25 protein-coding genes, 1 tRNA gene and 1 pseudogene are annotated in these 23,466 nt (G+C 70.8%); 18 read left to right on the top strand and 9 right to left on the bottom strand.

Annotated elements, in window-relative coordinates; all coding sequences use genetic code 11:
* The first annotated feature begins 79 nt into the window (after positions 1 to 79).
* Positions 80 to 889: an SDR family NAD(P)-dependent oxidoreductase gene (locus tag AB0F81_RS41000; protein WP_360207288.1), complete on the top strand. Its 810-nt coding sequence runs from the start codon at positions 80 to 82 to the stop codon at positions 887 to 889.
* A gap of 402 nt (positions 890 to 1,291) precedes the next feature.
* Here the strand turns inward: AB0F81_RS41000 and AB0F81_RS40995 are convergent, their stop codons facing one another.
* The 3 genes from AB0F81_RS40995 to trxA all read right to left on the bottom strand — a co-directional run bounded on the left by AB0F81_RS40995 (position 1,292) and on the right by trxA (position 4,480).
* The gene (locus tag AB0F81_RS40995; protein ID WP_360207280.1) at positions 1,292 to 1,699 is read right to left on the bottom strand and encodes a CoA-binding protein; all 408 of its coding nucleotides are present in this window, start codon (positions 1,697 to 1,699) and stop codon (positions 1,292 to 1,294) included.
* Positions 1,700 to 1,938: 239 nt separating this feature from the next.
* The gene (locus AB0F81_RS40990; RefSeq protein WP_360207286.1) at positions 1,939 to 3,876 is read right to left on the bottom strand and encodes an intein-containing Rv2578c family radical SAM protein; all 1,938 of its coding nucleotides are present in this window, start codon (positions 3,874 to 3,876) and stop codon (positions 1,939 to 1,941) included.
* Between the two features lie 175 nt (positions 3,877 to 4,051).
* Positions 4,052 to 4,480: a thioredoxin gene (trxA, locus tag AB0F81_RS40985; RefSeq protein WP_360207278.1), complete on the bottom strand. Its 429-nt coding sequence runs from the start codon at positions 4,478 to 4,480 to the stop codon at positions 4,052 to 4,054.
* A gap of 475 nt (positions 4,481 to 4,955) precedes the next feature.
* Here trxA and AB0F81_RS40980 point away from each other — a divergent pair, with 475 nt between their 5' ends.
* From AB0F81_RS40980 to AB0F81_RS40950, 7 genes are all read left to right on the top strand, one after another.
* Positions 4,956 to 5,609: an RNA methyltransferase gene (locus AB0F81_RS40980; protein ID WP_360207275.1), complete on the top strand. Its 654-nt coding sequence runs from the start codon at positions 4,956 to 4,958 to the stop codon at positions 5,607 to 5,609.
* Between the two features lie 66 nt (positions 5,610 to 5,675).
* Entirely contained in the window at positions 5,676 to 6,350 is a 675-nt protein-coding gene (locus AB0F81_RS40975) for a DUF6758 family protein (RefSeq protein ID WP_360207273.1), read from the top strand.
* A 129-nt stretch (positions 6,351 to 6,479) separates the two neighbouring features.
* Positions 6,480 to 6,638 (top strand): hypothetical protein, encoded by a 159-nt coding sequence (locus tag AB0F81_RS40970; RefSeq protein WP_360207270.1) that lies wholly within the window; start codon positions 6,480 to 6,482, stop codon positions 6,636 to 6,638.
* 9 nt (positions 6,639 to 6,647) lie between these two features.
* A complete protein-coding gene (locus tag AB0F81_RS40965) occupies positions 6,648 to 7,454 on the top strand; it encodes a PH domain-containing protein (RefSeq protein WP_360207267.1) in 807 nt (268 codons plus the stop codon).
* An 8-nt stretch (positions 7,455 to 7,462) separates the two neighbouring features.
* Positions 7,463 to 8,314, top strand: coding sequence for a PHP domain-containing protein (locus tag AB0F81_RS40960; RefSeq protein WP_360207265.1), 852 nt, complete (start codon positions 7,463 to 7,465; stop codon positions 8,312 to 8,314).
* A 51-nt stretch (positions 8,315 to 8,365) separates the two neighbouring features.
* Positions 8,366 to 8,983 carry a MarC family protein gene (locus AB0F81_RS40955; protein ID WP_360207263.1) on the top strand — a complete coding sequence of 206 codons (618 nt, stop codon included), beginning with the start codon at positions 8,366 to 8,368 and terminating at the stop codon, positions 8,981 to 8,983.
* Between the two features lie 103 nt (positions 8,984 to 9,086).
* Positions 9,087 to 9,914: a PD-(D/E)XK nuclease family protein gene (locus AB0F81_RS40950; protein ID WP_360207283.1), complete on the top strand. Its 828-nt coding sequence runs from the start codon at positions 9,087 to 9,089 to the stop codon at positions 9,912 to 9,914.
* 275 nt (positions 9,915 to 10,189) lie between these two features.
* On the opposite strand, the gene AB0F81_RS40945 is transcribed toward AB0F81_RS40950, so the two are convergent.
* On the bottom strand, positions 10,190 to 11,044 hold the full coding sequence (locus AB0F81_RS40945; RefSeq protein ID WP_360207260.1) for an oxygenase MpaB family protein: 855 nt from the start codon (positions 11,042 to 11,044) through the stop codon (positions 10,190 to 10,192).
* 27 nt (positions 11,045 to 11,071) lie between these two features.
* A complete protein-coding gene (locus AB0F81_RS40940; RefSeq protein WP_360207258.1) occupies positions 11,072 to 11,506 on the bottom strand; it encodes a Fur family transcriptional regulator in 435 nt (144 codons plus the stop codon).
* Between the two features lie 170 nt (positions 11,507 to 11,676).
* Between AB0F81_RS40940 and AB0F81_RS40935 the strand changes: the two genes are divergently transcribed.
* Positions 11,677 to 12,156 carry a DUF2231 domain-containing protein gene (locus AB0F81_RS40935; protein WP_360207256.1) on the top strand — a complete coding sequence of 160 codons (480 nt, stop codon included), beginning with the start codon at positions 11,677 to 11,679 and terminating at the stop codon, positions 12,154 to 12,156.
* A gap of 416 nt (positions 12,157 to 12,572) precedes the next feature.
* Complete coding sequence (locus AB0F81_RS40930) at positions 12,573 to 12,752, top strand: hypothetical protein (protein WP_360207253.1); 180 nt, start codon at positions 12,573 to 12,575, stop codon at positions 12,750 to 12,752.
* A gap of 199 nt (positions 12,753 to 12,951) precedes the next feature.
* Here the strand turns inward: AB0F81_RS40930 and AB0F81_RS40925 are convergent, their stop codons facing one another.
* Positions 12,952 to 13,401, bottom strand: coding sequence for a hypothetical protein (locus AB0F81_RS40925; protein WP_360207250.1), 450 nt, complete (start codon positions 13,399 to 13,401; stop codon positions 12,952 to 12,954).
* Between the two features lie 631 nt (positions 13,402 to 14,032).
* Between AB0F81_RS40925 and AB0F81_RS40920 the strand changes: the two genes are divergently transcribed.
* Complete coding sequence (locus AB0F81_RS40920; protein WP_360207291.1) at positions 14,033 to 14,239, top strand: hypothetical protein; 207 nt, start codon at positions 14,033 to 14,035, stop codon at positions 14,237 to 14,239.
* A gap of 14 nt (positions 14,240 to 14,253) precedes the next feature.
* Here AB0F81_RS40920 and AB0F81_RS40915 read toward each other — a convergent pair.
* Both AB0F81_RS40915 and AB0F81_RS40910 read right to left on the bottom strand, forming a co-directional pair.
* Positions 14,254 to 14,394 (bottom strand): annotated as a pseudogene (locus tag AB0F81_RS40915) (FmdB family zinc ribbon protein); the annotation flags it as partial.
* Between the two features lie 67 nt (positions 14,395 to 14,461).
* Positions 14,462 to 15,199: a 5-formyltetrahydrofolate cyclo-ligase gene (locus AB0F81_RS40910; RefSeq protein ID WP_360207247.1), complete on the bottom strand. Its 738-nt coding sequence runs from the start codon at positions 15,197 to 15,199 to the stop codon at positions 14,462 to 14,464.
* Between the two features lie 82 nt (positions 15,200 to 15,281).
* On the opposite strand from AB0F81_RS40910, the gene AB0F81_RS40905 reads away from it, so the two are divergent.
* From AB0F81_RS40905 to AB0F81_RS40880, 6 genes are all read left to right on the top strand, one after another.
* Entirely contained in the window at positions 15,282 to 17,261 is a 1,980-nt protein-coding gene (locus AB0F81_RS40905) for a diguanylate cyclase (RefSeq protein WP_360207245.1), read from the top strand.
* 46 nt (positions 17,262 to 17,307) lie between these two features.
* Positions 17,308 to 18,201 carry a UTP--glucose-1-phosphate uridylyltransferase gene (locus tag AB0F81_RS40900; protein ID WP_360207242.1) on the top strand — a complete coding sequence of 298 codons (894 nt, stop codon included), beginning with the start codon at positions 17,308 to 17,310 and terminating at the stop codon, positions 18,199 to 18,201.
* Positions 18,198 to 19,508: a gephyrin-like molybdotransferase Glp gene (gene glp, locus AB0F81_RS40895; RefSeq protein ID WP_360207239.1), complete on the top strand. Its 1,311-nt coding sequence runs from the start codon at positions 18,198 to 18,200 to the stop codon at positions 19,506 to 19,508. Before AB0F81_RS40900 ends, glp begins: the two co-directional genes overlap by 4 nt.
* Positions 19,509 to 20,144, top strand: a complete 636-nt coding sequence (locus tag AB0F81_RS40890) for a GNAT family protein (protein ID WP_360207236.1) — start codon at positions 19,509 to 19,511, stop codon at positions 20,142 to 20,144.
* Between the two features lie 100 nt (positions 20,145 to 20,244).
* Positions 20,245 to 20,994 (top strand): hypothetical protein, encoded by a 750-nt coding sequence (locus AB0F81_RS40885; RefSeq protein ID WP_360207233.1) that lies wholly within the window; start codon positions 20,245 to 20,247, stop codon positions 20,992 to 20,994.
* A 148-nt stretch (positions 20,995 to 21,142) separates the two neighbouring features.
* Positions 21,143 to 21,216: transfer RNA gene (locus tag AB0F81_RS40880), tRNA-Ala, on the top strand.
* Positions 21,217 to 21,433: 217 nt separating this feature from the next.
* On the opposite strand, the gene AB0F81_RS40875 is transcribed toward AB0F81_RS40880, so the two are convergent.
* Positions 21,434 to 21,961 (bottom strand): DUF2199 domain-containing protein, encoded by a 528-nt coding sequence (locus AB0F81_RS40875; protein WP_360207231.1) that lies wholly within the window; start codon positions 21,959 to 21,961, stop codon positions 21,434 to 21,436.
* Between the two features lie 135 nt (positions 21,962 to 22,096).
* Here AB0F81_RS40875 and AB0F81_RS40870 point away from each other — a divergent pair, with 135 nt between their 5' ends.
* Positions 22,097 to 23,341, top strand: coding sequence for a GAF domain-containing sensor histidine kinase (locus tag AB0F81_RS40870; RefSeq protein ID WP_360207228.1), 1,245 nt, complete (start codon positions 22,097 to 22,099; stop codon positions 23,339 to 23,341).
* Positions 23,342 to 23,466 lie beyond the last annotated feature (125 nt).

Genomic DNA, 23,466 nt, shown 5'->3' with positions numbered 1-23,466 from the left:
CGCCACCCGCCCCGCTGACGGCCGACCACCCCGCTCCGGCGCGCCCGGTGGGGATACGGAACGCCCCGACGAGCCGGACATGGTGGATGTCGTGGAAGCAGAGATCGAGGACGCCGGCGAGGCGCCCGTCACCCTGCGCCTGGACGGCAAGGTCGCCCTGGTCACCGGTGCCGGCAGCCCCGACGGCATCGGGTACGCGACCGCCCGCCGCCTGCGCAACCTCGGCGCCCGGGTGGCGATCGTGTCGACGACCCGCCGCATCCACGAGCGCGCTTCGGAGCTCGGCGTGACCGGTTTCGTCGCCGACCTCACCGACGAGTCCGAGGTGGGCGCGCTGGCCGACGCCATCTCCGACCAGCTCGGCGATGTCGAGGTGCTGGTCAACAACGCCGGCCTGGCGAGCCGGGCCAGCCCCGAGGTCCTGCGGCCGGTCGCCCAGCTCACGCTCGACGAGTGGAGGGCCGAAATTGATCGGAACCTGAGCACCGCCTTCCTATGCAGCCGCGCTTTCGTCGGCGGCATGGCCGAACGCGGTTGGGGCCGCATCGTCAACCTGGCGGCCACCGCCGGCCCGGTCAACGCCCTCCCCACCGAAGCGGCGTACGCCGCCGCGAAGGCCGGCGTGGTCGGCCTGACCCGCGCCCTGGCGATGGAGCTGGTCGCCGACGGCGTGAACGTCAACTGCGTAGCCCCCGGCACGATCTACACGGCCGCCTCCACGGTGACCGAGATCAAGCAGGGCCTGGGCACACCCATCGGCCGCCCCGGCACCCCCGACGAGGTCGCCGCCGCGGTCGCGTTCCTGTGCTCACCCGCCGCTTCCTACATCACCGGCCAGATGCTCGTCGTCGACGGCGGCAACAGCGTCCGCGAGGCCCAGTTCCGCTGATCCCGCTTCCGGTGTGCTGCCCAATCCGGCCAGCACACCGGTCGCCGCGGCCCAAGGCAGACCGCACAGGCTCTGCGCCGGCCAACGCTCGCTCAGCAGCTAGACCGCGGCAGCGCGCCAACCGCCGCGCAGTCCGCCCAGCGATCGTCCCGCGCCTGGCGAGCCGCCCTCGGTCTCTGCCCCGGCCAACGCCCGCTCAGCAGCTAGACCGCGGCAGCGCGCCAACCGGCGCGCAGTCCGCCCTGCGATCGTCCCGCGTCTGGCGGGCCGCCCTCGGTCTCTGCCCCGGCCAACGCCCGCTCAGCAGCTAGACCGCGGCAGCGCGCCAACCGCCGCGCAGTCCGCCCTGCGATCGTCCCGCGCCTGGCGAGCCGCCCTCGGCCTCTGCCCCGGCTTGTCGGCTCAGGTCAGCTTGGTGAGCTGCCCCACCGCACGCTCCACAGCCAGGCACCGGTCCTCGACGTAGTCCATGCCGGCCTCCTCAGCGATACGCCGCGCCTCGGCCGACACGATCCCGCTCTGCAGCCACACCGCGGGCGCCTTGATCGCGGCCGCCTGCCGGACCACCTCCACCGCGTCGTGCGCCGGACGGAAGATGTCGACCAGGTCGACCGGCTCGCCGATGTCGGCCAGGGTGGGCACCGTCTTGACGCCGAACACCTCGTCCACGAACGGGTTCACCGGGATGATCCGCCACCCGTACCGCAGCATCTGCAACGGCACGGTGTGCGACGGCTTGTGGGCGTCTCTCGACGCGCCGACGACGGCGATGACGTTCGCGTCCGCCAGGATCTGCTGAGCGCTCCGCATACATCAACACTATCCGCGCTGCCGCCGGCCGGCCCGCGTCACCACAACCCGGCGATCAAGCAGCCCTCAGCTGACCAGCGCGACGCAGGCGGAGCGCGAGCATGGGAAGGCTCGGTTCGGTGGCTTGCCGGCGTCCTCATCCGTCCGCCGGGCCTCACTGCGGGCGCAGCCAGCTTCGATCATCATCAGCCTCCGTTCGTTCACGGGACGGTGGGGAGCGGTGATCGCGAGAGCACAGCTCAGAGCAGCGTGAGCTGGTCCGAGCTCTCCACCGGGCGTGGCCGCCGGCCGCGCGCAGGCGCCGGGCCTGGCTTCGGGTCGGTGACGCGGCGGGCCTCGGCCGGCTCCGGCCGGTGGAGCCCGTGCCGCCGGGCCGCCATGCGCACCCGGGCGGCGATCTCGTCCTGATAGGCCCGGGGCAGGTAGGACCCGTTGCCGAACAACTCGCGATATCGAGGCCGCAGCTCCGGGTGGGACCGGGCCAGCCACGCCGCATACCACTCGCGGGCCCCGGGGCGAAGATGCAGCGCCAGCGGCGTCACGCTGGTCGCACCGGCCCGGGCGATGGCGGCCACGGTCGCGTCGATGGACTCGTCGGTGTCGGTGAGCCCGGGCAGGATCGGCGCCATCAGCACGCCCACCCGGAAACCGGCGTCGGTCAGCCGGCGTACCACCTCCAGCCGGCGGTGTGGGCTCGGGGTGCCGGGCTCCGCCGAGCGCCACACGGTCTCGTCGACGAACCCGACCGAGACCGAGAGACCGACGCGAGTCACCCGCGCGGCCTGCTCGAGCAACTCCAGATCGCGCAGGATGAGCGTGCCCTTGGTCAGGATCGAGAACGGGTTGGCGTGGTCACGCAGCGCCGCCAGGATCTCCGGCATCAACCGGTAACGCCCCTCGGCGCGCTGGTAGACATCGACGTTGGTGCCCATCGCGATCGCGGCGCCGGACCAGCGCGGGGCGGCCAGCTCACGGCGGATCAGCTCGCCGGCGTTCACCTTCACCACGATGCGGGAGTCGAAATCGGCCCCGGAATCCATGTCCAGATAGGTGTGGGTGTTGCGGGCGAAGCAGTTGTGGCTGACCACGCCGTCGGCGATGAAGTCGCCGGTGCCGGTGGAGATGTCGAAGAGCGGCAGGGTGAGCCCGAGATCCTCGATGTCGGCCACGGCGAGCCGTCGCTCGGTGCGCACGCCGACGCCGGAAGCGTCCAGCGGCAGCGGGGAGGCACCGGTCAGATGCCGGAACCGCAGTGCGGCCTCCAGATGGCGCTCGGTCTCGACACGCCCGGGAGCCGGCGCCCCACGGTTGCCGGCGAAGGCACGCGGACGCACCGGGCTGCGGGCGACCAAGCCCAGGTGGGTGAGTGCCTCGGCGACCCGCCGCAGATATGCCGCGTCGCCGCTCTCGAACACCACCGCCAGCCGGTCGGCGTGCCCGACCGCGCCGAACGCGCCGGCCAGAAACCCGCGGAACCAATCCCCGGTGGGCAGCTCCGGCCAGCGCAGCGCCTCGGTGAGGGAGACGTCGTCGAGGTAACCGTCGGCGCGGATCCAGGCGTCGCCCTCGTGCGCCGCGCCCGCCCCCGACGCGTCACCGCGGAGCAGCCCGCAGAGGAAGCCGGCCTGGTAGTCGGGGGATTCCTTGGGCGGCTCGGCGAAGCGGCCCACCCCGAACATGAGGTCGCCGACGGCGAGAGCCGGCTGGTGCGGCTCGGTGGGGCTGACGTGCCGCCAGCCGCGGTCGGTGAGGAAGCGGTGATCTCCGCTGGAGACCAGCCGGGTGCCGTCGGTCAGCGTGACCCGGAACGCGGGCTTGCTGGTGGCCCAGTGGTCGAGCACAGTGGTCGGCACATAGCGCCGGTGCGGACCGGCCCCCATGGTGCCCATGACCGCGTCGCCGGGCCGGATCTGGGCGAGCGGCCGGGTGGAGCCGTCGGCCAGCAGGATCGGCGTGTCACCGGCCAGGCAGTAGGTGCACGCGTGGGAACACCCGCGATAGGGGTTGACGGTCCACTCGAACGGCACCCGGGAACCGCCCGGAACCCGGTTGATCAGCGATTTCGCCCGCACCTCGTAGAACGTCATCCCGGCGAAGCCGGGTGTGTCGAAGGTGCGGACGGTCGCGCCGGGCAGCGCCAGCGGCAGGGGTGGGGCCGCCGGCGCTGCCCTGTCCATGGGCGAGCCGTCGTCGGTGCGAGCCGACAGATGGGACCATCGCATGGCAGGTATTCGAACACACGTTCGATCCACTGTCCATCACCCTCGCCGGGCCCTGTGGACAACTTCGGTGCACGAGAAAGGCCCGCGGATCGAAGACTCGATCCGCGGGCCTCTCGGGGCTTACCCGGGCTCAGCTGCGGCCGGCGGCGGCTTCCTCCTTGGCCGAGGGCTCGGCCTTCTCCGCCTCGCCGTGCGCGGCCTTGCGGTGTGCGGCGATCTGCTCGCGCACCTCTTCCATGTCGAGCTGCTCGACCTTCTCGATCAGGCTCTCCAGCGCGGACTCGGGAAGTGCGCCGGGCTGCGCGAAGACCACGACACCGTCGCGGACCGCCATGATCGTCGGGATGGAGCGGATGTCGAACTTCGCGGCCAGCGCCTGCTCGGCCTCGGTGTCGACCTTCCCGAAGGTGATGTTCGGGTGCTTCTCCGAGGAGCGCTCATAGGTGGGCGCGAAGCGTACGCAAGGCCCGCACCAGCTGGCCCAGAAGTCGACCAGGACGATGCCGTCCTTGCCGGTGACCTCGTCGAAGTTCGCTGCGGTCAGCGTAACCGTCGCCATGATGCCTCCGTCTGCGGGAATCGCTTTCGTCCGGTGAAACTCCTGGTACCCCCTCCACCATTCCCGATCCGGTGGCGGCGACACGTGTCGTACGGCACCTTCCGGTGTGGATCACGCGGCGGCAGGGGCAACTCATCGTAACTGAAAGTAGGCGCTCAGTGTCTGATTGACGACTCTCGCCGCGCGCGAAATCTGCCCCGCGTCGAGTGATCTAGGCGATTTGTCCAGCGCAGGCGCAAGCCATGGGAGCGCGACCAAGAACCACTCGGAACAGTAAAGAAACCTAAATGTGAGCTGGGTCACATCTGAAAGTCCTTCACATGGATACGGACGGTAAGGCAAACTCTTTCTCAACAGAGCGTGGGCGGCGGGTGCCGGGGAGGGCCCCGCCGCTCATTGCGTCTCCTGCCGTCCGGCTCACACCCTCGCTGATCACTCGCGAGCGCGCAAGAGCGGATGAGTAGCCTAACGCCCCATGACGGCGGGCGAGGAACAATCCACGGCGGGCGAGGAGCAATCCACCGAGGTCGGCGTGGGTCCCTGGATGGGTGCCTGGCCGGCCGGCGATCAGTACGACCCCGAATTGCTCGAGGCCGGTGACCGGCGCAACGTCGTGGACCGCTACCGCTACTGGCGCCGGGAAGCCGTGGTGGCCGACCTCGACAAGCGCCGGCACGACTTCCATGTCGCCATCGAGAACTGGCAGCACGATCTCAACATCGGCACCGTGGTGCGCAACGCCAACGCCTTCCTCGCCGCCGAGGTGCACATCGTCGGCCTGCGCCGGTGGAACCGGCGGGGCGCCATGGTCACCGATCGCTATCAGCATGTGCGGCACCACCCCACGATCGAGGAGTTCGTGGACTGGGCGGCCGGCGAGGGCCTGCCGGTGATCGGTATCGACAACCTGCCGGGTTCGCGCCCGATGGAGACCACCACGCTGCCGCGCCGCTGCGTGCTGCTCTTCGGCCAGGAAGGCCCCGGTCTGTCGGATCACGCGCGGGCGGCCTGCTCGCAGCTCTTCTCGATCGCGCAGTACGGCTCGACCCGCTCCATCAACGCCGGTGTCGCCAGCGGGATCGCCATGCACGCGTGGATCCGGGCGCATGCCGGTCCTCCTCCCGCCTGACCCGGATCGACCCGTGTTCTGCCGATCCGCTTGACGGGGACTCCCGCGACCCGCACGGTATGGAGTGTGGGTGTCACGGTGAGTTGCCCCAGATGCGCTGCTCAGGTTCGGAAGCCGGACCTGATGCACAGCAACTGGCGGTGCGACAACTGTGGCGACGTTCCGCCGTTCCATGTCGCCGAACACATCAGTGCGGAGATCGTCGGAGCGGTGCTGCGGGAGTCGGCGTCGAGCGCGGAGCGGATACCGCTCTGGTGTCCCTGGCCGCTGCCCACGGGGTGGATGGTCACCGGCGTCGCCTGGTCGGGGGACGACCGTTTCGGGGTTCGGGCGACCGCGCTGGCCTGCAGTGGCCCGGAGCCGCTCGGTGGCGGGCCGGCCGATCTGGTCCTGATCGCGGAGCAACCGGGCGTGGGGCTGGGGACGCGGTTCGCCGGCATCCCCGGCATCGATCCCGGGCATCTGCTCGCCGAGGCGCTGACCGACCGGGGCGTGCACTGTGGTCCGCACGCGAAGATCAAGGCGGCGGGGCATCCGACTCCACTGTGGTGCGTCAAGTCTCCTGAAGATCGAAGTGCCTACGTGAGTGAGGCAAAAGGAATGTGGCTCTATGCGGTAGCGTGGCCCGCAAGCGCGGGCTATCTTCTCGCGGAGCACGTCGTTCTGCGCGACCTCTCCGAGGGGGTGCCGCCCGAGCTGGTGTTCGGGGCGCCGTCGCCCTACCTGCACGGTCGTGCCTGACCTCTTAGGTGTGACTCGCGGGGTGGGCAATCGGCTTTTCGGACACTTTGTTCACACGGAGCGACGAAGCTGATACCGTCAGTGTTGCCGCGGCGCTGAACGTCACCCGCACCGGAGGAGAAGGCCCCCATGGTCAAGAAGGTCCTCACCTGGCTTGGTATTGCATTCTTGATCTTCTTCATCGCCTTCAACCCGAGATCCGCCGCGGCGGTCTTCGAGTCACTCGGAGGCACGATCGCGGACATCGCACGAGGCTTCGGCACGTTCTTCACCGATCTCGTCGCATAGCATCGCTACATGGATCCTGGCGAGCCGCGCGACCCGCGACGTGAGGGTGCAGGGCGCCCTCAGGACGACGATGCGAGTTTCGGGTACAACGACCCGGCGTACCAGGACGATCCTGAGTACACGCGCGCTGATCCCTACGCCGACGATCAGCAGGCGTACGCACGTCAGCGCGATCCGTACGGTGAGCCGGAAGAGTATGAGGCTCCCAGCTTCACCGAGGAGGAACTGGAGGGGCTCGACCGCAGCGGCGGCCCCCGACGGTTCCTCCCTCTGGAGGACGAGCCGACCACACTGGTCGCTCGCTACCTCTTCCCGACCGAGCGTTACCGCGGCGAGTGGAAACGGCACTGGATCCACCTGACCGGCCCGATCGGCATCGGCGCCGGAGCCACGCTCGCCCTGGGTTACCTGGCCGGCTTCCTGACCCGGCAGAACATCGACGGCATGGTCACCGTCGCGGTTCTGGTCTGGCTCGGCGTGATCAGCTGGGTCGCCTGGAAGGTCTTCGACTGGTACTTCGATCGGTTCATCCTCACCAACAAGCGGGTGATGGTGGTCAACGGCATCATCACGCGCAAGGTGGCGATGATGCCCCTGCTGCGGGTCACCGACATGAAGTACGAACAGTCCGCCCTCGGCCGCATGCTCAGCTACGGCACGTTCGTGCTGGAGTCGGCCGGTCAGGATCAGGCGCTCCGCGAGGTCAAGCACCTGCCCAACCCCAACGAGCTCTACCTGCGCGTCGTCGAGGAGATGTATGAGCCGCAGGCCGTCGAGGCCCGGCTCGGCAAGGACGACGAGGGAGAAGACGCCTGAGCTCTGCGGTGACCAGCATCGACCTGCACTGTCACTCGACCGCCAGCGACGGCACACTCACCCCGGCTGAGCTGGTGCGTGCCGGCGCCGAGGCCGGGCTGGACGTCATGGCGATCACCGACCACGACACCACCGGCGGCTGGGCCGAGGCCGCGGCGAACCTGCCGGCCGGCCTGCGCCTGGTCCGCGGCGCCGAGCTGTCCTGCCGGTGGTTCGGCACCGAGCCGGCCATTCCCCTGCACCTGCTCGCCTACCTCTTCGATCCGGCGGAACCGATGCTGGCCGAGGAGCTGGTGCGCCTGCGCGAGGACCGCGAGCAGCGCGCCGAGAAGATCGTCGCGAAGCTGCGGGGGGACGGCGTGCCGATCACCTGGCCCGAGGTGCACGGTTATGCGGCGGGCGGTTCGGTGGGGCGGCCGCACATCGCGCAGGCGCTGATCCGGGCCGGGTTGGTGCGGACCACCACCGAGGCGTTCGCCTCCAAGTGGCTCGGCGCGCGGTACTTCGTACCGAAGTCTGATCTTGAAGTTTTTGAAGCGGTGCGGGCCGTGCGCGCGGCCGGTGGGGTTGCGGTTTTCGCGCATCCGCGGGCGACGGTTCGTGGTCGCGTCGTGCCTGACGAGCTGATCGTGCAGTTGGCCGAGGAAGGCCTGTTCGGCCTGGAGGCCGACCACGAGGATCACACGCCCGCGGAGCGGGCGCAGGTGCGGGCTCTGGCCGAACGGCTCGGCCTGGTCGTCACCGGATCATCCGATTTTCACGGTACGCACAAGACGGTCGCGCTGGGCGCCTTCCGCACGGCCCCCGAGGCGTACGAGAAAATCGTCGCGGCCGCGACCGGCGTGCCTGTGCTGGGGTGACGATCGCCGCACCGGCCTGCGCCCGAAGGTGCGGGCCCATACCTTGATCGGGTGAACCTCAAGCTGTTCGGCGAGTTCTTCGTGACCCTGCTGGTGATCGTCGATCCGCCCGGCATGGTTCCGGTGTTCCTCGCGCTCACCGGGACCCTGCCCGCGAAGGCCCGCAACCGGGCCGGCACCCAGGCCGTGCTGCTGGCCCTCGGCGTGATCGTCGGTTTCGCCGTTGCCGGTCAGACCCTGCTGGACTACCTGCACGTCCAGCTTCCGGCGCTGCAGGCGGCCGGCGGTCTGCTGCTGGTCCTGGTCGCGTTGCAACTGCTCACCGGCAAGACGGACCAGCCCGAGGAGCAGGTCGGCACGAGCAACGTCGCGCTGGTCCCGCTCGGCACCCCGCTGCTGGCCGGGCCGGGTGCGATCGTCGCCACCATGCTCTTCGTCCAGCGGGCGCAGAGCACCGACGAATATCTGATCCTGGCCGCGGCCATCCTCGCCGTGATGGCCACCGTCTGGCTGGTCCTGCGCTTCTCCGGGGTGATCGTCAAACTGCTCCGCCCGGCCGGCATCGAGGTGCTGACCCGCATCGCCGGCCTGCTGCTGGCGGCCATCGCGGTCCAGCTCATCGCGGATGCCGTCTTCGCCTTCGTGAAGTCGTACTCGGCGCTGCTCTGAATTTCTTGTCGGGGGGTGCTGGCAGGATTGTCGTGTGCCCCCCACCAGATCCCGTGCCACGAGACCCGGAGCCGCCGTCCCCGAGCAGCTCGGCTTCGCCGGCATGCCCGAGCGGCTCTTCGTCTGCACACCGAGCAAGCTCGGGGCCTACATCGATTGCCCCCGGCGCTATCGATACACCTATGTTGACCGGCCCAGCCCACCCAAGGGCGCGCCGTGGGCACACAACTCACTCGGCGCGAGCACGCACACGGCCTTGAAGAACTGGTTCTCACTGCCGACCGATCGGCGCGCGCCAGGCGCGCTCCCGACCCTGCTCAAAGCCACTTGGGTACGGGAGGGATACCGCGACGTCGACCAGGAGCGGGCTGTCTACTACCGCGCGCTGGCCTGGCTGGAGTCCTACGTGGCCACCCTCGACCCGGCCGACGAGCCACTCGGCGTCGAGCGGGGTGTGGCGACGAAGACGTCGATCCTCGCGCTCAACGGGCGGGCCGACCGGATCGACGCCCGCAGCGGGCCGGAGGGTCCGGAAGCGGTGATCGTCGACTACAAGACCGGGCGCTCGGGTCTGGATGCCGACGACGCCCGGGGTTCACAGGCCCTCGCGCTGTATGCGTTCGCCGCCCAGCGGGTCTTCCGGCGGCCGTGCTACCGGGTGGAGCTGCACCATCTGCCGACCGGGACGGTGGCCGCCCACGAGCACACCGAGGAGTCGCTGGCCCGGCAGGTGCGCCGGGCCGAAGAGACCGCGGTCGACATCATGGCGGCGGAGAAAGCGGTGGCCGCCGGCGCCGATCCGGACGAGTCGTTTCCGACCAATCCGGGTTCGCTCTGTGGCTGGTGCGACTTCCGCAAGGTGTGCCCAGCCGGCTCGGAAGCGGTGGCCAAAGAGCCGTGGGCGGCCGTCGAGCACCTCGGCGCAGCCTGACGCGGCTCGGGCTGGGCCGGCGTGCTTGCGGGGCGGCTTGCTGGCTTTGAGCGGTCCGGCTCGGGCTGGGCCGGCGTGCTTCCAGGGCCGCTTGCTGGCTTCGTGTGGCGCGGCTCAGGTTGGGCTGGCGTGCTTCCTGGGCGGCTTGCTGGCTTCGTGTGGCGCGGCTCAGGTTGGGCTGGCGTGCTTCTTGGGCGGCTTGCCGGCTTCGTGTGGCTCGGCTCGGGTTGGGCTGGCGTGCTTCCTGGGCGGCTTGCCGGCTTTGAGGGCGCGGCTCAGGCCAGGCCGGCGCGCTCCAGGGCGGCCTGTCGCATCGGCGCGATGCGGTATTGCTTGGGCAGCGTGGACAGGACCGTGGCGATCAGCGCCCGCAGGCCGCGGGCGGAGAGGCGGGCGGCCAGGTCGGTGGTGGGCCAGCCCAGGCCGCCGTACATTTTGCGGGCCCAGGGCGGCAGGAGGCCGATCGCGGTGCTGGCGATGCCGAGGTAGGCCCAGCGTGGCGGGCCGAGCGTGAGACCGAGGCGCAGTGCCCGGCCGCCCCACGTGTCGGGGACCGGCGGCACGGTGAGGAAGAAGGCTGCTTCCGCGCTGTCCCGGGTGAGGCCCAGCTCCGGGCGCAGGGTGGCGTAGTAGTCGGCGACCTCGGCAGCAGTGCCGGGCACGGTGGCCGGGTCCAGCCCGACCAGCTCGGCGGCGCGCAGCTGCTCGGTGAAATAGGCGTCGACCTCGTCGTCGGTGAGCTGCACCCCGGCATGGACCGCGGTGCTCAGGAACGACTCGACTTCCGCGACGTGCACCCAGCGCAGCAGATCCGGCTCGTCGATCCGGAAACGCTCGCCGGTGCGCGGATCCACCGCGGTCATCCGGGCGTGCAGCCGGCGCAGGCGGGCGGCGGCCTCACGAACCTCGTCCGTGCTGCCGTAGATCACCGTCCCGACGTAGTCCGACGTGCGCATCAGCCGGCCCCAGGGGTCAGCGCGGTATCCCGAGTTCTGTGAGACCCCGGCGACCGCCCGCGGGTGCAGCGCCTGCAGGTAGAGCGATCGCAACCCGCCCAGCATCAGGATGGGTTCCCGGTGCAGTTTCCACGTGACCGAATCCGGCCCGAACAGCCCGACGTCTCCCGTCATGCTCTCCAGCCTGCCACGCGCCGGCGATCAGGCGCTGATATCGGCTTCCCGGCCGGCCTGACAGGCCGGGCAGAGGCCCCAGAAAGTGACCTCGGCTTCGTCGAGGGTGAACCCGTGATCGTTGCTCGGGATCAGGCAGGGCGGCTCGCCGGTGGCGCAGTCGACGTCGGCTATCTCGCCGCAGCCCCGGCACACGATGTGATGATGATTGTCGCCGACCCGCGCCTCGAAACGGGCCGGGCTACCGGCCGGCTCGATCCGGCGGGCCAGACCGGCGCGGGAGAGTGCGCCGAGCACGTCGTACACCGCCTGGGTGGAAACCGAGTCGAGCCGCGCCCGGACCTGCCGGGCGATGTCGTCCACCTCGAGGTGCCCGCCCGCGGTGAGGACCTCGAGCACCGCGAGCCGCGGCCGGGTCACCCGCAAGCCGTGGTTACGCAGGAGTTCTGCACCGGTGGGCATCGGTCCATGACAACACGATCGGGCCGATTCACCAACCGGGCAGGCGTCACAGCGGGCTCCATCCGGCCACAAGATTGTCACGAGGGGATGTTTGCGCCGTCAGACAACTCTTAAGCTTGCGCGCACGACCGGATCCTGCAAGACCCCGCGAATGTCCGGATCGAGGAGGAATGGTGTTCGACCAGGTCAACGGTTTGCCGGTACATATCCTCGTGCTGCACGCCGCAGTCATCTTCGTACCCCTGCTGGCGTTGGGGGCGGCCGTCTACGCGCTGGTCCGTCCGTGGCGGCCCAAGCTCGGCTGGGCTGTCGCGCTGCTCGCCGTGGTGGCGCCGGCCTCGGCCTTCATCGCGAAGCTCTCCGGCACCGAGCTGTACAACCGCCTGATCGGTGAGCAGCGGGTGTCGCCCCGCGGCCGGGAGATTCTCGACCAGCACATGGATTACGGCACGCTCACCACCTGGGTGTCGATCGCGCTGGGCGTGGTCGCCCTGATCCTGGTCGTGCTGACCACCCGCAACCCGCGCGCCCTGCCCAAGCTCGCCGAGGCGGCGTTCGCGGTGGTCGTCGTGGTCCTGGCGGCGGTCAACGGCTACTACGTCTTCAAGACCGGCGACTCCGGCGCGACCGCGGTCTGGGGCACCTACTAGGCGCGATGTCCCGGGACGCCGCTCAGAACAGGATGCGCGAGCAGAACAGGCAGGTCAGGACGATCGCGATCGCGCCGGCGACCAGGCCGATGCCGTAGGTCACCGTGCGCGCGGAGCCCTCGGCCTCGTCGAGGGCGTCCATGTCCTGAGCGGGCATGCTGCGCGGGGCCGGCGGGTTCGCGATCGTCGGAGGCCGCCAACTCGGGGCGGGCGGCTCCGCTCGAGGCGGCCCTTGGTAGCCGGCTGATTCAGGAGTGGGCGGCTCGTCCCGGGGCGGGCGACCGAGGGAGTCGGCGGAATCGTCCGGACGTTGCCAGAAGGCGTCGTCCGGATCATGGGTGGGGGAGCTCACGTTCACCGACGGTACAGCCGGAGGGGGACGACGGCTGCGCCGCTGTCGGCTTACCCTCGTAGTCGTGGACATCCTGGATGACCCGGAGCGGGACAACGACGCCGAGCGTGAGGTCGACTTCGAGTCCGAAGAGGCGCCGGTCCTGCCCGACCAGACTCGTGACGACACCGAGCGTGGCTGGGGCGAGCTTGGTTACTCCAACGACGACCGCCTGCTCGAAGACCGCCCGCCCCACTGGGACTGAACCGCCGGCGCCAAGCCCGCAGCCGGCGGTAAGTCCCCGGCCACGTCGGGCCTCCGAAGCGGCGGTCTCCAAGTGCATCCGACCTCAAGCGGCGCCGAGCCGGCAAGCCGAACCAGCCTGCAAGCCGCGCCGTGCCGGGCTGGGTCCTGTGACTGCGTCCGGCTGTCAGTCGTGCTTCAGCGTGCGCTGGGCGTCGGGATCAGCCGGGCCTGATCAGGATGGCGAAACCGCGGCCGGGGGCTGCCAGAGCTCGCTCGGCGTCGGTGGGGGCGAGGGCCAGCAGTAGGCCGCCGGTCACCGGATCGTCCTTGCCAGTGACTTCCAGGACGAGCGCGTCGCTGGCCACCGGCGTGGTGCGGCGTCCGCCGTCGTCGTCGAGGCGGAGCAGATCGACTCGGTTGCCGGGGCGGACCACGGCCAGCGCGGCGGGATCGGCCAGGCGGACCGGGACACCGACGCTGCCCGGTGGGACGCCGGTGCCGGTGCCGGTGCCGGTGCCGAGGCCGGGGCTGGCTGCTGGGCGAAGGGACTTCGACGCGGGTGGTGAGGCTGAGGCGGAGATCGTTGCCGGGGTGCATGAGGTGGGGCGGATCCACATCACGGCCGCTGCTGTGATCAACAACACCGCGACGGTGAGCAGTCGCAGCATTGAACCGCGGCTCGGTCCGCGCCACCGCACCGGATCGAGGCGATCGCCTCGCCGGGCGGAGTTGGAACGGGACATCTGGCCTCCTGACTCGCCGCACCGCCATGGAAGGCCGACGCTAGGCGCTTTGCCGGCGGCAGGCGGGACAGCCTGTGGACAGCCAGGAGCTGTGGACAACGGCCGAAATCTCAGCTGATCTTGGTAGGGCTCGGTAGGCGTCGGGCGCAGGCCAAGGAGGCCAGGCGGGGAAGGCTGGGCGCTGAGTGGGCGGCGCGGGACGGCGTAAGCACGCAGGACCGGCGGCTCGGATGACAGACGATCCTGCCGACCTGGTGCGTATGGGACGAAGGACGCCCGCCAAGAGCGAGGCCGCGGTGGCAGGCACGCGTGTCGGGTCGCGGATTGCGGGGGCAGGCATGAACGTCGGGCCGGGTTGCGGTGGCAGGCATGCGCGCCGGGCCTGGTTGCGGTGGCCGGAATGAACGCCGGGCCGGGGTGCGGTGGCAGGAATGAACACCGGGCCGGCGTGCGGTGGCGGGTGTGTGGGCCGGGCCGCGGTTGCGGTGGCAAGCATGCGCGCCGGGCCAGGGGTTGGGTGACAGGAAAGCGCGCCGGGCCGTGAGGCTCGGCGCGCTTGGTGTGGCGGCGTCAGGAAGTTGCGGCGGCCTTCGTGGTCGAGGAGGAACTGGAGCTCGACGACGTGCTCGACGAGGACGCGGCTGCCGGAGTGGCGGTCGACGAGGAGGTCGACGTGGTCTCCGGCTTCTTCGGGGTCGAGTCTCCGGAACCGCTGCCCGACTTCTCGGCGCTCACGCTGCCGGAGCGGGAGTCGTTGCGGTAGAACCCGGAACCCTTGAAGACGATACCGACCGAGTTGAACACCTTACGGAGCTTGCCGTGGCAGTTCGGGCACTCGGTGAGCGCCGGGTCGGAGAAGGACTGCACGGCTTCGAGCTGCTCACCACACTCGGTGCAGGCGTACTGGTAGGTAGGCACGGCTCCTCCGGATCGTTCGGCTGCTGGCACTCGCCAACTCCGAGTGCCAATGTTGCGGCATCGGAGGTCAATTCGTCCACTCCGGGTCCGGCTTGAGGGAGAAGCCGCCGGTGGGAGTGATCACAGCATGAACTCGGCGGTCATGGGGGTCGGTCGGGACTACCTCGATGTCTTCGCCGTCGTGGAGCAGCGCGACGATGAGCGGGCCGGGGGTCGGGAGGCGGGCCAGGGCCCGGTCGTAGGAGCCTCCGCCGCGGCCCATACGGGTGCCATCGCGGCCCACCGCCAGCGCGGGGACCAGCACCAGATCGGCCTCCCGGATCGCGTCGACGCCGAGACGTGGGCCGTTCGGTTCGAGGAGGCCGCGCGGGCCGCTACGGAGCCCGGGGAAGGCGTGCTGCGCTCGGGAGGTGCCCGCCGCCGAGGAGGCCTCGGAGCGAGGCCGCACGGAATCGGCGCTGGTCGGCGAGGGTGGTACGGCGGTGGGGGAGGGAAGGGTGAAGGCGGCCCAGTCCAGGTCGTTGTCGGGGAGTAGGACGGGCAGGAGCAGGCGGCTGCCTTCGGGGAGGGCGGCGGCCAGCAGCAGGGGCAGATTAGGGCCGCCCGGTTCGGCGCCGATCGGCACGTAGGCCGCCAGGGTGCGGGGGGCTTTTCGGCGTACCAGGTCGAGGGTTTGATCTTGGATCTTCGCGGCTGCGGCCGCGCGGGCGGGGGCCGAGAGCGATCTACGGGCTGTGAGCAGCCGAGCGCGCAGCGCGATCTTGTTTTGTGGTGATTTTTCCGCGTCAGCGGCTAAATCCGACATGCAACACCCCCTTTTGAAAAGCGGCAAACGGTGCACACTATGTCAGCATCGCTGGACAAGAGGGCCACTCCCGGGAGGATGTGTGACTTTACGTGGCCGGCTCACCAGCGCGTTTCTGGTGGTCGTGCTCGGTCCGGTCCTGCTCGGGTCCATCTTCGTCGCCCTGACTGTCGGCGCCGTGAGCCGGGAGCGGACCGCGGAGCGCCTCGACCACGCCGCATCCACCGTCACCGCGGCTGTTGGCGCCCTGTGCCGCCAGTTGCAGGCGGTGGCGGACTCGGTCGCCGTGGTTCCGGAAGCGCAGCGGTCCACGGTCGCCGAGCAGTTGATCGCTCGCGGCCTGGCCACCGACGTCCGGCTGACCGGTCCGGCCCGCGAGCCCGGCGCGCCCACCGGCCGCAGCGGGGGCTCGGCGCTGCACCAGCGCTCCACCGGCATCGTCTCCAGCGCGGACTGCGCCGGCCCGAGCTCGGCGGGTACGGGAGCCAGCGACCAGACTCTCACCACGGTCAGCGCATCCGCGTACGCCGAAGATCTGACCGTGATCGCCGCCCAGCGGATCGATCCCGCCCTGCTGGACCGCCTGGGCGCCGCCGGTGGGGTCGGCGTGACGCTCGGCGCCACCGCCGCAAACCGCGACGGCACCGCCACCCGGCGGCTGACCAGCGAACCCGGCCAGCCGCTGCCGTTGACCTTGAGTGTCCCGGCCGGCGATCCCACCATGCGATATGTCGTGCTGCTCCTGATCGTCCTGGTCACCGCGGTGGCCGCGGTCCTGGCCGCCCGCTGGCTGGCCCGCTCCACCACCCGCCCGCTCGGCGACCTGGCCTGGGCGGCCGACCGGGTGGCGAACGGCGATCTCGACACCCGGGTGCCGATTCCGCGTCCGGACGAGCTGGGGCGGCTGGCCGGCACGTTCAACCGGATGACCCGGGAGTTGCAGTCCTACGTGCAGGCGCTGACCGCCAGCCGGGACCAGCTGCGCCGGCATCTGGCGATTCTCGGCGACACCCTGTCCAGCACCCACGACCTGGACCGGATCCTGCCGGTGATCCTGCGGACCGCGATGACGGCCACCGGCGCCCGAGCCGGGCTGATCCTGCTCGCCGACCCGGCGGACGGGCGGCTGGCCGCCCGGTGCGGCGCCGGGCTGACCGGATCCTGGGATCTCTCCGACACCGACCTGGCGCAACGCCGTCTGGTGCCGGGGCGCGGCGTGCTCGGAACGGTCGCCGCCACCAGCTCGCCGCTGCGCGGTACGACCGGAGCCGCCCCCGACGAACCGGCGTGCGAGTCCTACCTGGCCGTGCCGATCTGCGCCCCGCCGAGTGATTCGGAGACCGACCTGGAGCCGGGGGCGCTGGGCGTGCTGGCCCTCTACGACCGGCTCGGCGGCCCCGCCTTCGACGACGCCGACCTGCGGACCGTGCGCACCTTCGCCGGTCAGGCCGGTGTCGCGGTGCACAACGTGCGGGTGCACGAGGAAGCTCAGCGTTTGTCACTGACCGACCCGCTCACCGGACTGTGGAACTACCGTTATCTGCGTGAGGTGCTGCGCCGCGAGGTGGAGCGGGCCAGCCGGTTCGGCCGGATGCTCACCGTGCTGGTGCTGGACCTGGATCACTTCAAGGAAGTGAACGACACTTACGGGCACACGGCCGGCGACCAGGTGCTGGGCGAGTTCGCCCGCCGGATCCGGATCGGGTTGCGCGAGGTGGACGTGGCGTTCCGCCAGGGCGGGGAGGAGTTCGTGGTGCTGCTTCCGGAGACCGACGCGTACGGCGGGGTGATCGTGGCGGAACGGCTCGGCGCCGCGGTGCGCGACTGGCCGGTCCCGGTGGATCCGCGCCGGCCCGGACTGGACGACCGCATCCCGATCAGCGTCTCGATCGGCATCGCGGTCTTCCCCGAGCACGGCAGCACCGCGCAAGAAGTGTTGGACGCCGCAGACGAAGCGCTTTACGCCGCGAAGAACTCGGGTAGAGACACGTATCGACTTGCGGAGCGGGAATCCATCGGCACCGGCGGGCCGCAGCCGCCGCGACCGGTCCGTGGCCGATAGTCTCGCGGCATGCCCGGGCACGATTCAGCGAAGGTGCGGTGACTGAATGACGACGAAGAAGCGCGCGGTGAAGGCAGTGATTCCGGCGGCGGGTCTCGCCACCCGGTTCCTGCCGGCCACCAAGGCGGTTCCCAAGGAGCTGCTGCCGGTGGTCGATCGGCCGGTGCTGCAGTACATCGTCGAGGAGGCCGCCCAGGCCGGGATCACCGATGTCCTGCTCGTCACCGGTCGCGGCAAGACCTCGATGGTGGACCACTTCGACCGGCGCCCCGACGTGGAGCAGCGCCTGGAGGAGAAGGGCGACCAGGAGCGCCTGGCAGCCGTCCGCCGCACGAGTGAGCTGGCCGACATCTACACCGTCCGGCAGGGCGAGCCGCTCGGCCTCGGGCACGCGGTCGGCACCGCCGCCTCGCACGTCGGCGACGAGCCGTTCGCGGTGCTGCTCGGCGACGAGTTCGTCGAGGAGGACCAGCCGCTGCTGCCGGCGATGCTGGACCTGCAGGCCGAGACCGGCGGGATCGTGCTGGCGCTGCTGGAGGTCAAGCCGGAGGAGACCTCGCGGTACGGCATCGCCTCCGTCGAGCGGACCGGTGACTCCGACACCGTCAAGATCACCGGCCTGGTCGAGAAGCCGGCGCCCGAGGAGGCGCCGAGCAACCTGGCGCTGATCGGGCGCTACGTGCTGCCGGGCAAGATCTTCGAGACGATCGCCGACACCAAGCCGGGCGCCGGCGGCGAGATCCAGCTGACCGACGCGATGGCGACGCTGCTCGCCGAGGGCACCCCGGTGCACGGCATCGTCTACCGCGGGCACCGCTACGACACCGGCATGCCGCTGGGCTACCTGCAGACGGTCGTCGAGCTGGCGGTCAAGCGGTCCGACCTGGGCAGTGAGTTCCGCGCCTGGCTCACCGACTTCGTCGGTGGTCAGAAGGGATGACCGCTACGGCCGATGCCGAGGCGGCCGCCAACGAGCTGATGCCTCTCGCCGAATACCTGGGCAGCGTGCTGCGCAGGTTGCGGGCGCTGCCTCCGCTCGACCTCGACCTCACCCAGGCACACGGGAACGTGCTGGCGGCGGACGTGGTCGCGCCGCACCCGTTCCCCGCCTTCGACCAGGCCGCGATCGACGGGTACGCGGCCCGATGGGAAGACCTGGCCGGTGCCGGGCGCATCGGGTCGCACCCGTCGTTCGGGCAGTTCGACAGCACCACCCGTACGGTCCGGTTGAACGTGGTCGGCGACCTGGGCGCGGCCAGCTGGCGCCCGGTCCGGCTCACCCCCGGCACCTGCTTCTCGGTGGCGGCCGGGGCACCCCTGCCGATCGGCGCCGACGTCGTGGTGCCGGTGCACTGGACCGATCAGGGCATGGCGGCCGTGGAGATCATGCACGCGCCGAAACGGGGCTCGGGCGTACGCCGGGCCGGCGAGGAACTGGCCGTCGGGCAGATGCTCGCCCCCGCCGGGTCGTACGTGACGCCGCCGATGGTGGCCACCTTCGCCGCCGCCGGCATCGGGCACGTCATGGTCCGGCCCAGCCCGCGGGTGGTGGTCGTGGCCACCGGTGACGAACTCGTCGACGTGGGCCGTCCCAGCCAGCCCGGCCAGGTGGTCGACGCCAACTCGCACGCGCTGACCGCGGCGGCGGTGGAGGCGGGTGCCCTGGCGTACCGGATCGGCATCTGCGACGACGACCCGGAAGGCCTGCGCGGCCTGCTGGAGGACCAGACTCTGCGGGCCGACCTGATCATCACCACCGGCGGCACCGGCACCGGCCCGGGCGACATGCTGCGCCGGGTGCTGTCCCGGCCCGGCACCGGCCGTGGCTCGGTGGAGTTCACCGACGTCGCGCTCTGCCCCGGCACCTCGCTCGGGTTCGGCACGGTCGGCGGCGAGGAGGTGCCGGTGGTGTGCCTGCCCGGCGAGCCCGGCGCCGCGCTGATCGGCTTCGAGGTGCTGGCCCGGCCGGTGATTCAGCTGCTCGCCGGGGCGGAACCGGTCTTCCGTCCCAGCGTCAAGGCGCACCTGCTGGAGACCGTCTCGTCGCCCGGTGGGTTGCGCGAGTTCCGGCCGGCGCACGTCGCGGAACGGCGTGGGGGCGGCTACACGGTGCAGCCGCTCGCCGGTGGGCCGTACACTCTCTCCGGTCTCGCCGAGGCCAACGGCCTGCTGGTGCTCGGTGAACGGGTCACCACCGCGGCCGCGGGATCGACCGTGGACGTACTGCTGCTCGACCGGAGGCGATGAATGCTGGGGGCCACGCCCGGTTGGCCCGCCGTGCTGGCGGACGGGCCGGTGCTGTTACGCCCCTACAAGCGCAGTGACGCCCGCGCCTGGTCGGACGTGCGGGTCGCCAACCAGGCGTGGCTGTCGCCCTGGGAGTCGGCGCCGCCCGGCCCGTGGGCCGAGATGAACTCGCCACGCGCCTTCGGCTTCGTCTACCGGGACATGAAACGCGCCGCCCGCCGCGGCGACAGCATGCCGTTCGCCGTCTGCCTGCTCGAGGACGGCCAGGAACGGCTCGTCGGGCACGTCAACCTGGGCAACATCGTGCGGCGGGCGTTCGCCTCGGCGTACGCGGGCTACTGGGTCGACTACCGGGTGGCCGGCCGCGGCGTGATCCCGACCGCGCTGGCGCTCGCCGTCGACCACGCGTTCGGGCCCGGCGGACTGCACCGCATCGAGGTCAACATCCGGCCGGAGAACGGGCCGAGCCGCCGTGTCGTGGAAAAGCTGGGATTCCGCGAGGAGGCATACCACCAGCGCTACATGCACATCGACGGCGGCTGGCGCGACCACCTCGGATATGCGATGACCAGCGAAGAGGTCGCCGCGGAGGGCGGTCTGCTGTCGCGCTGGAAGCGCGTACGCGCCAGCAAATGATCTTGTACGTCGCGACGCTACCGGCGCGGCGCGCGAAATATCACGGCTACCGCCCGTAACCTCGCATTCGTCGCGTCATCTTTTCTGGTGGAACGGAGGGGTGAGGGTGCCGACCTCGGTGCTCCTCGCCGTCCTCGCCGCAGCCGGATTGCTCGCCCTCGCCCCGGCGCTCGTCCGCCGGTACGACGCCACCGAGCGACTGGCCGCGGAGCGGGCGTCGTCGACGGCGCGGGTGCTACAACGCCGCCGCCGTCTCCGCACCGTGCCCGGACGCCGACCGATCAACCCCGCCCGCCAGGTCACGGTTACGCTACCCGCCCCAACGGGTGATCCCGCCCCGCCTCAGCGGCGGCTTCGCCTGGTCACCGGGAAGCGGCCGGTTCGCGTACCCCGCCGCCGCGGCACCCCGGCGGTGGTCCGCCGCCGCCGCGTCTTCGCCGCGCTGGTCCTGCTCAACGCCATCGAACTCGTCGGCGTCCTCGCCGTCGGCCCCGGCTTCTGGATCAGCTTCGCGGTCACCGCCACCCTCCTCGGCGCCTACCTGGTCCACCTGCGCAACCGCGCCATCGCCGACCGCCGGCGCCGCCGCATCCAGGCCCGCGAAGCCGCCTGGCTCGCGGCCCGCCAAGCCGAGGTCCGCCGGGAACAGGCCCGCCGCGCCGCCGCACGCCGCGAAGCCCAGCGCCGCCTGGCCGCCCAGCGCGAATCGGTCCGGCGCGCCGCCATGGGCCTCGACCGCGAGCCCTCCGACCTGCCGCTGGCCGCCAACGGCGGCTCGGTCTCCTACCGCCGCCGAGGCGGCCTGCGCGGCCGCCCCTACGAAGCCGGCGGCCGGCACCACACGGCCTGATCTCATCGCAGAGGTACGGCCGAGCAGGCGCCCGTGGCATCTCCCCTCCATCGGCTGGCCTGATCTGGGAGGGTCGGTTCGCGGCCCCGGCGGATGACCTGTTAGCCTTGCTGCGGTTCCACGGTGAGGCAACTCGCCGGAAGACCAAGGGGCTGTGGCGCAGACTGGTAGCGCACCTCGTTCGCATCGAGGGGGTCAGGGGTTCAAATCCCCTCAGCTCCACGAGTTCTCTGGGCGATCTGTGTCCGCGTAAAGCGCGGACCGGGTCGCCCTCGTCATATCTGCTCCGGGGGCCGAGCCCCCGGAAACCCCGCGTTACGGTGGTTGCGCTTGCAGCGTGGTTGCGCTTGCAGCGTGGTTGCGCTTGCAGCGCGGTCGGGCTTGCGGCCAGTTGCGCTTTGCTGCGGTTCTCGACTTTGCTGGCCGGCCCGGTAGGTGGCTAGCGGCCGGGTAGGTGTTCGCTGAGGTTGTGCAGGTGGAATGAGGCGATCTCTTCGACCCGGGCCATCGAGATGCCGTTGCGCTGTTCGACGGCGAGGGGATGATCCGTGGGTTCCAGCTCGATGTAGGGCAGCTGCCCGACCGGCCGGGTGTGCACGTTCGTGCGCAGGTTGAGCGTGGACGGCTCGTAGCCGGCGATCGCGTTGGAGAGCCAGCCGAAGCAGGGTGGTTCGGTTTCGCGGCCGGGCTGTTCCCAGACGTCGACGGCGCGGGTGAAGTTGGGGCGGCTCAGCGAGACCCACATGCTCCAGGTGAAGCTCTCCTCGGTGCCCCAGATCGGGAGTTCGATCAGGCCGCGGACGAAGAACTGCTCGCCGGCGATGACGCAGAGGTCGGAGTCGAGCAGGCAGGCCTCGTCACCGGTCATCTCCGGCTGCCAGAAGTCCGGGGCGGGTGCGGCGAAGCTGAGCGGCGGGCCGCTGTGCACTCCGCCGCAGGCGCGACAGACGAACTGGTCGGTGCTCATGGCCGCGAAGCATACGACCGCTCGGATAACTCTTTCCTGTCCTGCCCGCTACGTCACACCGACGGAGCACCGCTAAAACCCGAAAATAGCTACTTTTTGGTGGTATCTCTGGAGCAAGTCTCGGAGGTGACCCACATGAAAGCACCCCTGCCCGACAACGAGATCGAGCGTCTGGCGGCGCTCTACTCCCTCGACATCCTCGACAGCCCACCGGAGAAGGACTTCGACGACATCGTCGCCCTGGCCGCCGGGGTCTGCGAGGCGCCGATGGCGATGGTCAGCCTGGTCGACGCCGACCGGCAGTGGGCCAAGGCGAGTACCGGCTCGGAACTCGCCGAGACCTCCCGGGACGCGTCCTTCTGCGCTCACGCGATCCTCGGCCGTGACCTGCTGCTGGTTCCGGACGCCCGGGAGGACGCCCGGTTCGCCGACAATCCGGCGGTCACCGCCGCGGACGGTGTCCGGTTCTACGCCGGCGCGCCGCTGCTGACCACCGACGGGTTCGCACTCGGCACGCTCTGCGTGCTCGACAACGAGCCGCGCCGGCTGGACATGGAGCAGCAGCAGGCGCTGCGTGCCCTGGCCCGGCAGGTGACCGCTCAGCTGGAGCTGCGCCGCTACTGTTTCGCCCTGGCCAACACCACGGCCCGCCTGCAGGAGCTGGAGCGCCGCAAGGACGATCTGGCCGGGCTGGTCGGCGGGGAGCTGCGGTCGTCGCTGCGGCTCATGTCGGCATATCTGGACCGGCTCGGCGACACCGGCTTCCACGACGCCGAGATGGCGGACCTGGTGGGCCGGGCGACCGCGGCGCACTGCCGGGGGTTCCGGGAGCTGATCGACCATCTCACCTCGATGGCCGACGCCGGGCTGGGCGGCGACAGCCTGCACATGCGGCAGTGCGACCTCACCCGGGTCACGCAGCGGGCGGTGGAGGCGGTCCGGCCGATCGCGGCCAGCAAGCACATCTGGATCCTGAACCAGGCCGGCGGCCCGTCGCTGCCGATCATCGCCGATCCGGTCCGGCTCGAGCAGGTGCTGACGCACCTGCTCTTCGCGGCGGTCAAGTACACCCCGGAGGGCGGCCGGGTCCGGGTGGGCACGGAGATGGAGTCGGGCCCGACCGTACGGCTGGACGACATGGATCTGCCGGACGGCATGCGCCCCGAACTGTTCCCGCATCTGTACTACGGCGCGATCGCGAACCCGGCTGACGTGCCCGGCCCGGACCGCGGGCTGGCCGTGGCGAAACGGATCCTGGACGCGCACCACGCCACGGTGGCGCTGTCCGACCGGCCCGGCGACGGCACCTCGCTGCACGTGGTTTTCCCGTACGCACAGATGACGCCGTCGGAGTTGATCCGCGACCTCGCGGTGGCCTGAGGCGATGTGTGGATTTCGGGTGCGATCCGCACCCGAAATCCACACGCACCATGGGGAGCCGGGGTGGTTGTCGGGTTGCCCGCCCCCGCCGACCGGGCCCGAGTCCGCCCGCGGCGAGCCCGCGC

It is taken from the genome of Actinoplanes sp. NPDC024001 (assembly GCF_040638955.1).
In the GTDB taxonomy this organism is placed as follows: domain Bacteria; phylum Actinomycetota; class Actinomycetes; order Mycobacteriales; family Micromonosporaceae; genus Actinoplanes.
The sequence above is the reverse complement of the archived record's forward strand: the minus strand, read 5'-3'. Positions and strand labels throughout refer to the sequence as shown.